The sequence below is a fragment of the Larkinella bovis genome, from assembly GCF_042655385.1.
Lineage (GTDB): Bacteria > Bacteroidota > Bacteroidia > Cytophagales > Spirosomataceae > Larkinella > Larkinella bovis.
The window spans coordinates 1-11,068 of the sequence record NZ_JBHSMA010000015.1; the positions used below are offsets into that span (position 1 = coordinate 1).

7 protein-coding genes and 1 pseudogene are annotated in these 11,068 nt (G+C 52.4%); 6 read left to right on the forward strand and 2 right to left on the reverse strand.

Going from position 1 to position 11,068, the window contains the following annotated elements; all coding sequences use genetic code 11:
• The 5 genes and pseudogenes from ACFPMF_RS25415 to ACFPMF_RS25435 all read left to right on the forward strand — a co-directional run.
• Window positions 1-161, forward strand: a pseudogene (locus ACFPMF_RS25415) (RagB/SusD family nutrient uptake outer membrane protein); the annotation flags it as partial.
• Between the two features lie 177 nt (window positions 162-338).
• Window positions 339-3,539, forward strand: coding sequence for a DUF1553 domain-containing protein (locus ACFPMF_RS25420; protein ID WP_379850462.1), 3,201 nt, complete (start codon window positions 339-341; stop codon window positions 3,537-3,539).
• 161 nt (window positions 3,540-3,700) lie between these two features.
• A complete protein-coding gene (locus ACFPMF_RS25425) occupies window positions 3,701-5,146 on the forward strand; it encodes a DUF1501 domain-containing protein (protein WP_379850464.1) in 1,446 nt (481 codons plus the stop codon).
• A 358-nt stretch (window positions 5,147-5,504) separates the two neighbouring features.
• Window positions 5,505-6,113, forward strand: coding sequence for a short chain dehydrogenase (locus ACFPMF_RS25430; protein WP_379850466.1), 609 nt, complete (start codon window positions 5,505-5,507; stop codon window positions 6,111-6,113).
• 410 nt (window positions 6,114-6,523) lie between these two features.
• Window positions 6,524-7,483 carry a hypothetical protein gene (locus tag ACFPMF_RS25435; protein WP_379850468.1) on the forward strand — a complete coding sequence of 320 codons (960 nt, stop codon included), beginning with the start codon at window positions 6,524-6,526 and terminating at the stop codon, window positions 7,481-7,483.
• A 74-nt stretch (window positions 7,484-7,557) separates the two neighbouring features.
• On the opposite strand, the gene ACFPMF_RS25440 is transcribed toward ACFPMF_RS25435, so the two are convergent.
• Entirely contained in the window at window positions 7,558-9,144 is a 1,587-nt protein-coding gene (locus tag ACFPMF_RS25440) for an N-acyl-D-amino-acid deacylase family protein (protein WP_379850470.1), read from the reverse strand.
• A 43-nt stretch (window positions 9,145-9,187) separates the two neighbouring features.
• Window positions 9,188-10,198: a bestrophin family protein gene (locus ACFPMF_RS25445; RefSeq protein WP_379850472.1), complete on the reverse strand. Its 1,011-nt coding sequence runs from the start codon at window positions 10,196-10,198 to the stop codon at window positions 9,188-9,190.
• Window positions 10,199-10,355: 157 nt separating this feature from the next.
• On the opposite strand from ACFPMF_RS25445, the gene ACFPMF_RS25450 reads away from it, so the two are divergent.
• Complete coding sequence (locus ACFPMF_RS25450) at window positions 10,356-10,808, forward strand: hypothetical protein (RefSeq protein ID WP_379850474.1); 453 nt, start codon at window positions 10,356-10,358, stop codon at window positions 10,806-10,808.
• Window positions 10,809-11,068 lie beyond the last annotated feature (260 nt).

The following is an 11,068-nucleotide window of genomic DNA, read 5'->3' on the forward strand; positions in this document are numbered from 1 at the left end:
TGTACAACGAGAAGACCAACGGGTTCGACAACTTTGTGGGTCACGTCAACCTGAGTTCGAATCAGCCCTTGCAGGAGAAGCACCTGCTGCTGCCGTTGGGCAAGCAGGAGATGCTGAACAACCCCAACCTGAAACCCCAGAATCCGGGGTATCCTAACTAATTGAATAAATTGGTGTAAATTAGAAGTTTATCAGGAAGTAGCTTTTAGAAGAAAGGTAGCGGTTTCGTTCGTTGTTCCAGCCGGTTTCCAGTAGAAGCGGCTGGGATAATGGTTTAGAATCCAGGAGTTTTTCGGGTAGAAATTTGGTTCAGTTTTTCGTTCAGTGTACCAGTGATAATGAAGCGCATCAAAATAAGTCGGTTTGGTAGCTTGCTCGTGGGGTTGGCGTGGGTTGGCACGGTTTGGCTGACGCAGGGTTGTGGAGGGGTCGAGAAACCCGCCGAAATTGAGCAGGTCGCGGATCAGCTGCCTGATAAAATCGATTATAACCTGCACGTAAAGCCCATTCTGTCGGATAAATGTTTTTTCTGTCACGGCCCCGACAAGGCTAGCCAGAAGGGCGGTCTGGAACTGGCCACCCGCGAAGGCGCCATGGCGGCTTTGAAAAAAGCCAAAAATAAAAAACACGCGATTGTCCCCGGCGACCTGGCCGAAAGTGAGGTGTATTACCGGCTGATCACAAAGGACGAGGAGGAGATGATGCCGCCGAAGTCGTCGAACCGGGTACTGACCAATTACGAGAAAGCGGTTTTGATCAAATGGATCGAGCAGGGGGCCGAATACAAACCGCACTGGGCGCTGATCAAACCGGAAAAACCGGCTTTACCGCCTGTTAAGAATACCGCCTGGTCCAAAAATCCGATCGACTACTTTGTGCTGAGCAAGCTGGAGGAGAAAGGATTTACGCCCGCTCCCGAAGCCGATAAGGAAAACCTGCTGCGTCGGGTGACGCTTGATCTCACCGGTTTGCCGCCCACGGTGGCCGAAGTGGATGCGTTTCTGACCGATAAGAGTCCGAATGCCTATGAGAAGGTGGTGGATCGTTTGCTGAAATCACCGCATTACGGCGAGAAAATGGCCGTCGACTGGCTGGACGTTTCGCGCTATGCCGATACGCACGGCTATACGGTGGACCGCTACCGCCCGATGTGGCCCTGGCGCGACTGGGTCATCAAGTCCTTTAACCAGAACCAGCGGTTCGACCAGTTTATTACCTGGCAACTGGCGGGTGATCTGCTGCCCAAGGCAACGCGCGAACAACGGCTGGCGACGGGTTTCAACCGGAACCATTCGCAGAACATGGAGGGTGGGATTATCAACGAGGAATTCCGGATCGAATACGTGGCCGACCGCACCAATACCGTCGGAACGGCTTTGATGGGGATGACGATGGAATGCGCGCGCTGCCACGACCACAAGTTCGACCCGATTTCGCAGAAGGATTATTACAGCCTGTTTGCCTTTTTCAACAACGTGGATGAAGCCGGGCAAATCTCCTGGGACGACGCCATGCCGGTGCCGACCATGCTGCTGACCGAATCGAAGCACGACAGCCTGCTGACTTTTCTGGATACCAAAATCAAAACCGCCGAAACCGCCTTGGGCCAGACCGTTCAGCGGGAGCAACCGACGTTTGCGCAGTGGCAGACCAAAACCGGATCGGCGGTTCCGTTCGATTTCAAAAAAGGTTTGCAGGCCCACTTCACGTTCGATAAACTGGTGAACGGAAAATTTCTGAATGCGGTCAGCAGGAAAGATACGGGCAAGGTGCTGGACCCGGTTTTGGTGCCCGGCAAAAACGGCAATGCGTTTGAATCGAATGGCGACGATATTCTGACGTTGGGCGATGTTGGTATTTTCAACCGCTCGCAGCCGTTTACGATTGGCGTGTGGGTCAATATTCCCGGGGATGTGAACAAAGCCGCGCTCGTTCACAAGGGCAACGGCGATATTCTGTACAATTTCCGGGGCTATTTTCTGAACCTGCGCGACGGCAAAGCTGAACTGCTGATGGCGCACACCTGGCCCTATAACGCCATCATCCGAATCGGCAAACAGGTGTTGCCGAAGGAAAAATGGATTCAGTTGACGATGACCTACGACGGCTCCAGCAAGGCCAGCGGGCTGCGGTTATTCGTCGATGGGCAGGAAGCAGCTTTGGTAACCGAAAAAGATAATCTGTATAAAGACATTCTGTTCAAGGGCAAGCAAACCGGGCTGATGGTTGGGGCCGATATGCGCGGCCCCGGTTTTAAAAAGGGTTCGTTCGACGATCTGGTGGTGTATAACCGGGCGTTGTCACCCCCGGAAATTCTGGCGCTGGTGCAGGGAAATCCGGTGGTGACGGGTATGGATGGAAATCGGCTGAAGGAATATTATTTCAGCACGGTTTCGCCGACGTACCAGCAACAGAATGCGGAGCTGCAAAAACTGCGGGCGGAACGAAACCGGGTGGTGGAAGAAGTGCCGGAAATCATGGTAATGGAAGAAATGAAAACGCCCCGGCCCACGCACCTGCTCAAACGCGGGGTTTATGATGCACCCGGTGAGCGTGTTCAGCCCGACGTGCCGGCCAGTATCCTGCCTTTCCCGAAAGAATATCCTAAAAACCGGCTGGGTTTGGCTAAATGGCTGCTTCATCCCGACAATCCGCTGACGGCCCGCGTGGTGGTCAACCGGTACTGGCAAACCTACTTCGGAACAGGTTTGGTCAAATCGGCCGACAATTTCGGAAATCAGGGTAATTTGCCGACGCATCCCGAACTGCTCGACTGGCTGGCGGTGCAGTTTCGGGACAGTGGCTGGAACGTAAAAGCCATGCAGAAACTGATCGTTATGTCGGCCACCTACCGCCAATCGTCGCGCGGACGACCGGATTTACTGAAGAAAGATCCCGAAAACACCTGGCTGGCGCGCGGCCCGTTGTACCGGCTGACGGCCGAAATGATCCGGGATAATGCCCTGGCTTCAAGCGGTTTGTTGTCCGGCCGGTTGGGGGGCGAAAGCGTCAAGCCGTACCAGCCGGAAGGCTTATGGGCGGTCAACAACACGACCTACGAACAGGATACCGGCGAAAAACTGTACCGCCGGAGTCTGTACACGTTCTGGCGACGGACCAATCCGCCCCCGTCGATGAACACCTTCGATGCGCCCTCACGGAGTTATTGCGTGGTGCAGCGGCAGAAAACCAGCACGCCCCTGCAGGCGCTGGTGTTGCTCAACGATCCGCAGTTTGTCGAAGCGGCCAAAGTCGTGGCCGTCCGCTCGTTTGAGCAGTATAAGACGACCCCCGACCGACTGATGCAGGTGTTTCAGCTGCTGACCAGCCGAAAACCTGTGGGGAAGGAACTGGCGATTCTGACCAAACTGTACGAGCAGGAATACCAGAAGTTTAAGCAGAACCCCGCCAAAATGCAGGGGTGGCTGCAAGCCGGGGAATACAAACTAGCCAGCACCGCAGAACGACCCGCCCTGGCGGCCGGAGCCGTTGTGGCCAGCACGGTCATGAACTCGGAAGCGTTTATTACCAAACATTAATAGTACCCACGGACTTTAGTCCGTGAAATCTGGATAGTTGAGAAAATAAATGGAAGTCTCGGAATCTCACGGACTTTAGTTCGTGAAATCTGGATAGTTGAGATAATAAATAGAAGTCTCGGAATCTTACGGACTAAAGTCCGTGGGTACGTGTTAAAGCTATGAAAGATAAACTGGCGCAAAGTCTGGCGGATACGTTCAACCGGCGGTCTTTTTTGAATAAAGCCTCGTGGGGACTGGGCTCGCTGGCATTAGGCTCGTTGCTGCCTTCGCAGATTTTTTCGAATCCAGCCGAGCGGATCGAAACCGTGCCGCACCGCGCTCCGAAAGCCAAGCGGGTGGTGTATCTGTTTCAGAGTGGCGGTCCGTCGCAACTGGAGATGTTCGACTACAAGCCGTATCTGGAAAAAATGCACGGAAAAGATTTGCCCGAATCCGTGCGGAAAGGCCAGCGGCTGACGAGCATGAGCGCCCAGCAGTCGGCCCTGCCGCTGGTGAGTTCGCCCTATACATTTAGGCAATACGGGAAGAGTGGGGCCTGGGCGAGTGAGCTGGTGCCGTATACGGGTAAAATTGCGGACGATCTGTGTTTCATCAAATCGATGTATACCGAGCAGATCAACCACGACCCGGCGCTGACGTTTTTCCAGACCGGAAACCAGTTGGCGGGTCGGCCGAGCATCGGTTCGTGGGTGAGTTATGGCCTGGGTTCGGCCAACGAAAACCTGCCCGCGTTCATCGTCATGGTGTCGAAAGATGCCCCGCGCGATCAGCCGTTATACGCCCGCCTGTGGGGCAACGGTTTTTTGCCGTCGAAACACCAGGGTGTGCAGTTCCGCTCCGGCAGCGACCCGGTTTTGTACCTGAACAACCCCAACGGGTACAGTTCGGCGGATCGGCGGTCGATGCTCGATGCACTGAAAGACCTGAATCAGGTGCAGGAAGAATTGTACGGTGACCCCGAAGTGTCGAACCACATTGCGCAGTATGAAATGGCGTTTCGGATGCAAACCTCCGTGCCGGAAGTCACGGACTTGTCGGACGAACCCGACTGGGTGTTCGATCTCTACGGCGAAGAAGCCCGCAATCCGGGGACGTATGCGGCCAATTGCCTGATGGCCCGCCGGTTACTGGAGCGGGATGTGAAGTTTGTGCAGTTGTACCACCAGGGCTGGGATCTGCACGGCAATTTGCCCAAAGGCTTGCCCAAGCAGTGCAAGGCCACCGACCAGGCGTCGGCGGCTCTGGTGCAGGATCTGAAACAACGCGGTTTGCTCGACGATACGGTGGTGATCTGGGGCGGTGAATTTGGCCGGACGAACTACTCACAGGGCAAGCTGACGAAAGATAATTACGGTCGCGACCACCATCCGCGCTGCTTCACGATGTGGATGGCGGGCGGGGGCGTCAAACCGGGTATTACCTACGGCGAAACCGACGAGTTTGGCTACAACATCGTCAAAAATCCGGTGCACGTCCACGACTTCCAGGCCACGCTGCTCCATTTGCTGGGCATCGATCACGAAAAACTGACCTACGAGTTCCAGGGCCGCCGGTTCCGGTTGACGGATGTGGAAGGGAAGCTGGTGAAGGGGATTCTGGCGTGAGGTGACCCGGTATTCGGTTGAGGTTACTAAGGTCTGTGTCTTCACAGGCCTTTTTTCTTTTAGTAGCCTGGAGGCAAGTTACAGTCCAAAACAGACGTATCAATTACGTTGAAAAATCAACGGAGGATAGCCTGGAATGCCTCGGTTGATTCTTGACAGCTTAAGGATCTTACAAACCGGGCGTGATTTGAGATGCGGTTTATAGGTATGATACTCGAAGTATATTTAAAAAATGATCATATTATTAGATAAATAAAATATCATTCAGTTACTTGTTGTTTGTTAGCTTTTGATGGCAAAAATACCGTATAGAACCCATTGAGCTACTCATGATTTCTTACTTAAGCATGTATAACCAATGAATGTATTATTGATTGGAGCTTCGGGTACCATTGGAAAAGCCGTAGCCAGTCTTTTCACCCAACAGGGGCACCAGGTCATTGGTGCCTCCCGTTCCACGCAGCCCAGCCTGGACTTCACCGACCAGTCCAGCCTCGATGCCTTTTATGAGCAGATGCCTGAGGTGGACGCGATTCTGGCTATTGGTGGGGAGGCAGCCTTTAGTTCCTTAGATCAGCTAACGAACGCGCAAATTGAGGTAACGTTGTCCAGTAAGTTGATGGGTCAGATCAATGCACTGCGAAAGGGAAAGGTCAAGATTCGGCCCAATGGTGCGTTTGTGATGACGGGGGGAATTCTAGCGTATGCACCCTGGCCTAATACCGCAATGGTTGCCATGGTCAATGCAGGTTTGGAAGGTTTTGTAAGAGGAGCTGCTTTAGAAATGACCGAGGGACGTCGGGTGGTTATTGTCCATCCACCCCTGGTTGCCGAGACAGCGACTATGTTTGGCATGGATGCAACGCAATTTCCGACGGCTGCTACGGTAGCCAGAACCTATCTGGACGCCGTGGAGAATGGTCAAAACGGGACTGCGATTTTTGTGGATGGTCACGCTCCTGCTTAAACGCTGGGCTGGAGTTGCCAAAACGACTTAGCCAAACTACCTAAACCAACTCAACGCGAACTCGTTGACCGTTGAGTTGGCCGTTAAAAAAGTGGCTCAGACCGTCGCAAAAGGTAGTTATTCCACACCAGTAAGGCGGCCGCTTGACCCCTAAGGACTGCAAGTAATCCGGCGGTGGAAAGCCATAGATTGGCTTACACGGAATTAGGCTGAGTTAGACGACTTCGTTTGGTCGGTTTTAACCGATCATTCTTCATTCGAAAATTATAGGCCATCATCACGGACATGATTGAAGATGTCGTTGGAATCTATTACTTTGCAATAAAAAGTACTTTTTGTTTTTAAATTTGGGCGTAGGCCGACGATATAGAAAACCGTCGTAACCGCGCTAACCGTAATCCTGTAGACCCATGATTGTCCGATCACTTTTCCTTTTGAGCCTTGTGGTGGCGCTTTCAGGCTGTTCGGTGGATAAAAACCTTGATTCGTCCATTCCCCGAATCCAAACTCCAATGGATCAGATTGCTTATTTGCGAACCAAATGGAAGAATGGACAACACATTGAAACGGTTTTCTACGACCACCACAATCGGATTTTGGAAGTATATAATTTTGGCCTCACCAACTCAAAATGGTTAACTATCTACGAAGGAGATAAGCCGGTCACCTCTATTTACTTCTACCACAGCGATAGCGCCGGAGCCGGAGATATTACGATTGATACCTTACGGCAGCGGTTCGATTCCCGGGGGCGATTAGTCCTTGAGTCGCATCGTCATGCCTCGCTTTCCCGGTTTGGTAATCCTAAAGAAGAAGGGTTTACTAAACGCTATCTGGCTTATTCGGTGAGTGGAGATACGATCATAAAAAGACAGGAAAGCAGTTACTGGCCTGCAGGTCGCCCAGCCTCCCAGGTAGTGGATAGTAGCCGTTGGGATCGCGATAGTCAAAAACGGATTCGGCGGTTTTATCGCCTGTATGTGATGAAGATGCCCGCTGAGCCTCAGTACGATACGGTTTATCACTTTTCGCGACAGTATGCCTACGATTCCGCAGGCCGGTTAAAAATGGCCTGGTTTGATAGCATGTATTTAGGGCGTTTTTATATACCGGCAGGCCCGGATACGGTTTGGTATCACTACAACGCACAAAACCGGTTACTAGGAGAACGGCACCGCTACACCACCGATCTGCGAAACAAGCGTGAAATCCGTACCGTCGCTTTATCGGTTGCTGAAAAGCAATCGGTTGACTGGCATAAAAAGAACTTTTTTACAGGGTATGCCAAAAACGGCCATACGGATTGGATTCAGTATCGGTATGAGGTATTTAACCCGGAAAAACACCTGCCATTAGTTATTCCAAAATAAGGTAAGCTCGGCTGGGGCACAGCCAACGAACGCCGTCCGGTTTAGGATTTTCGGCCCTTAGTGACAACCTGACTTTATTCTCCTTTTCCCACATACCCCTTGCCCATCAGAACCTGCCCCGGTCGTTTGCCGGTGTGCTTGCCGTTCTCAATCACGGGAACACCGTTGACCAGCACATACGAAAAACCGCTTGAATAGGCATGGGGCTGGTCGTAAGTAGCCTTGTCACTGACGGTTTTTTCGTCGAATATCACGAGGTCGGCGGCAAAACCGGGTTTCAGAAGCCCCCGGTCGTCAAGTTTAAACCGCTGGGCGGGCAGCGACGACATCCGCCGAATGGCTTCTTCGACCGGAATCACCTTCTGCTCCCGGACATAACGGCCCAGCACGCGGGCGTTGGTGCCGTAACCGCGCGGGTGCGGCATGCCCGACTGAAACCGCGCCACGCCCGCATCCGAGGCCACCATCGTGTTCGGATAGCGCATGATGGTAGCCACGTCCGCTTCCGACATGGTATGATATACCATCTGAATGCGTCTCATAGCGGCTTTTTGCATCAATTCCAGCACCAGATCGGCTTCGGTTTCGGTGCTGTTTTTGCGATTCAACGTCTGGTTAATTTTATGGATGCTCAACCCGTTGAAGGTCGTATCGGCAGGATAATAGGCGACGACGGCATATTCATAGTTTTTGCGGTCGTTTTTCTTCAGACCCTCCAGCATCTCCTGCCGGATTTTGGCGCGGGTGGCCGGATCGCGGAACCGGGCCAGCGTGGCCGAATCGCCATCGGCCAGCGCCCAGGAGGGAACAATGCTCGACAGCGAGGTGCTCGACGCCGTATATGGATACTGATCAACGGTTACATCCAGCCCTTCGCGCCGGGCGGCTTCCACCATCTCCACGGTTTCGACGCTAGAACCCCAGATTGGCTTACTGGCAACTTTGAAGTGTGAAATCTCGACCGGAATCCGGGCTTCGCGACCAATCTGAATGGCTTCGGCAATGGCTTTTTTGACGTCCTGCCCTTCGTTGCGCATGTGCGAGGCATACACCCCGCCGTAACGCGCGGTCACTTTCGCCAGGTTGACAATCTCGGGCGTGCGGGCGTAGGTACCGGGTGTATAAATCAAGCCCGTCGAAATCCCGACGGCACCGTCTTTCATGGCCTGTTCCACCAGGGCTTCCATTTCGGCCTGTTCTTTGGCCGTCGGTTCGCGAAAGGCCATTTTCATTACCTTCAGCCGTACGGTATTGTGGCCAATCATTGATGCCAGGTTGGGCGAAAAACCGCTGGTGCGGAGCGAATCATAGAAAAGCCGCAGGTTCGTGGCCGAACTCCCGCAATTGCCTGTGACGAGCGTGGTCACACCGTCGTAAAGAAAATTCTCAGCCTCGGGCCGGTCCTGCAAACTGCCTTCGACGTGGGTGTGTACATCGATAAAACCGGGTGCCACTATCTGATTTTTCGCGTCGATGACGGTTTTGGCGTCCGTCGCCGGAATTGGGCCGATTTTAGCTACTTTTCCATTCTGAATCGCCACGTCGGCGTAATACCAAGGGTTGCCGGTGCCATCGACCACACGGCCGTTCCGGATGACCAGATCGTAGGATTGGCCCGAAGCAAACGTGCTGATGAAGAGGAAGTAAAGCAGGTGTTTCATCGTGTGTGTCGGGTTCGTAAGCTCACCAAAACCGCCGGTTTTTTTAGAATAGTACATTTTCTACGGGCTGCATTCGTTCGGGCAATTCCGTTTCGCCCAGCATGTCTTTTAGGTCGATCTCGATGGTCCGCACGATGCTTTGGATCGGCACATCGTTGATCATCCCCTCGAAGGGGTTTTCGCTGTAATCGCCCGTATATTCCATCAACGAAAATACCCACGATACCACCAGGTTAAAGGGCAGTAATAACCAGATCAGTTCGGGGCCATTCGATTCAAATTCCTTCAGCATCCCGAAGGGGAGCAGAAACGTAAAAATGAAGATAAAGATGGCGCTGGAAGTGGCATATTGACGCGGGAGGGGCGAGTTTTTTATGCGTTCGCTCCGGCCTTGTTCATTGTAGAGGTCATTCAGGAGATTTTGTAACGTAATGTGCTCGAAGTCAGTTAGCCAGCCTTTGTTTTTCAGAGCGGCCAGATGCTGGGCTTGCCGGTCGAGGAGTTGCGTGGCCTTGTTTTTTTTCGTGTTGATCCAGGCCAGTTCATCCGGGCTAAGGCAACGGGTTGCTTCTTCTTCAAAAGAAGAAAAATGAATGCGTTGCCGAAAGAAATTACGCTGTCGAACGCTGTCCATCTGCTGATGCTCCCAGGGCGTCCGTTGCCACATGGCGTGTTTTAACGCATACAGCCACGCTAAATGGCGATAAATGAAGCAGCGTATTTCGGCGTTGACCTCCTCTGGGGGGACGGAAGTGTCCTTGCCGGTCAGGAAGGCCCGGCAGCTAGCGCCCAGCGAACGGCTGGTATTGACAATGCCGCCCCAAATTTTCCGGGCTTCCCAGCTTCGGTCGTACGACTGATTGTTCTTGAAACCAACATAAAAAGCCACGGCCGTACCAATCAGGGAAACTGGTAGCCAGGGCACCGAGACCCATTTCCAGCCCAAATACTGGTAGGTAAACAAGGCGAGCGAGCCCGTAAAAAGTGACCAGAGGAGCAGCCGCCAGCTGATGAAGTAGATGATTTTATAATTAAAGTAATGTTTTACGTACATATGACTACCTTGATGAAGTGAAGAAGCAGCGGGCGTTTGCGTCAATACGCCCCGGTTGATCGGGACGCGAAACGCGCAGTTGGTTAAAAATAAGGAATTGGGATTACAAACCCGCTACCGGTTTTCTTTATTATATCTATTTTCAATCCATTACACCATGATCCTTACACGCCTATTTCTCCTGGGATCCGTCATTTCCTTGCTCAATGGCTGCCAACCCAAACCGGGGACGGTTCCGCTGGCCGGTACGTGGGAGTTGATTTCGGCGACTGCCACGGAGCGGGATTCGACGTTTTCGACCTTCAATCCGAACCAGAAGATGATCAAGATCATCAACGACACGCATTTTGCCTTTCTGAACCACGATTCGCGCCCAACGCCCGATTCGGCCGCTGTTCCGTTCACGGCGGGAGGAGGAACGTATACGCTAACGGACAGCGTTTACACGGAGCACTTGGACTACTTCATCGATAAAGCCTGGGAAAATCACGATTTCCAGTTTGTCGTTACCATTTCCGGCGATACGCTGACCCAGAAAGGCGTGGAAAAGCTGGAAAAACTGGGTATTGACCGGATCATTATTGAAAAATACAGGCGTGTCAAAAAGTAAGTATGACGCCCGGTTTTACGGCAAAACCGTCTGAAACTTTTTTCAAAGAAAACGCCCGAAGCTACCCGGTTTTCACCCGCTGGCTTTTTAGATGATTTTGAACCGACTTCATTAAGCACAAGAAAACAAAAAAAAATTACCAAAGCTTTTTTGTTTAAAGGATTAAGCATAGTTTTGATTGTCATGAACAACAAATCGATCCTAAAAAAACAATGCTAAAGCCTACTGTCCCATCAGCCGGAGGTTCGTAGCCCGAAATC

Coding starts and splice junctions, on each gene's coding strand:
- ACFPMF_RS25420 (WP_379850462.1), top strand. CDS start 339: ATGAAGCGCATCAAAATAAGTCGGTTTGGTAGCTTGCTCGTGGGGTTG.
- ACFPMF_RS25425 (WP_379850464.1), top strand. CDS start 3,701: ATGAAAGATAAACTGGCGCAAAGTCTGGCGGATACGTTCAACCGGCGG.
- ACFPMF_RS25430 (WP_379850466.1), top strand. CDS start 5,505: ATGAATGTATTATTGATTGGAGCTTCGGGTACCATTGGAAAAGCCGTA.
- ACFPMF_RS25435 (WP_379850468.1), top strand. CDS start 6,524: ATGATTGTCCGATCACTTTTCCTTTTGAGCCTTGTGGTGGCGCTTTCA.
- ACFPMF_RS25440 (WP_379850470.1), bottom strand. CDS start 9,144: ATGAAACACCTGCTTTACTTCCTCTTCATCAGCACGTTTGCTTCGGGC.
- ACFPMF_RS25445 (WP_379850472.1), bottom strand. CDS start 10,198: ATGTACGTAAAACATTACTTTAATTATAAAATCATCTACTTCATCAGC.
- ACFPMF_RS25450 (WP_379850474.1), top strand. CDS start 10,356: ATGATCCTTACACGCCTATTTCTCCTGGGATCCGTCATTTCCTTGCTC.